Raw genomic sequence first — 433 nt, 5'->3', positions numbered from 1 at the left:
GATCCGCCGTGGTGCACGACGGCACGGCAGGCCGGGAAGATCTTCGTGTAGTTGACCACGCCGACGACCTTGACGTGCTCCAACTGGGGCACGTCGCTGAAGTCGCTCCAGCCGGAGCAGATCAGCGCCCGCTCCCCCAGCTCCGCGCAGGCGGCACCGATCATTCGGACCGTATCCGCGGGAGTTTCGGCAACCGGCATGCTGCCGAAACCGAAACAGATCGGCGGCGTTCCCTTTGCAATCCACGACAACGTCTCGTCGTCGGAGTCCGTCGGCAGTTCCATGGTCAGCGAACCGACAAACGGCCGCTGCGTGCCCCACTTCGCCCATTCGTCGGCCAACCCGGGAAAGCAGACGTCGTCGTAGGCCTGAATCTCCAGCGAACCGCGTTCGGCGATGCGTCGCGGCGAGGCGACCGTGGCGGTCGGCAGGC

At 66.3% G+C, this 433-nt stretch carries 1 protein-coding gene; it reads right to left on the bottom strand.

The window, feature by feature from the left end:
- Positions 1-433, bottom strand: a 433-nt coding sequence (locus ACYQ8K_RS30220; RefSeq protein WP_459975061.1) for a glycosyltransferase, incomplete at both ends; no start/stop codon positions are given.

Source organism: Mycobacterium sp. MUNTM1, from assembly GCF_054660795.1.
The sequence above is the reverse complement of the archived record's forward strand: the minus strand, read 5'-3'. Positions and strand labels throughout refer to the sequence as shown.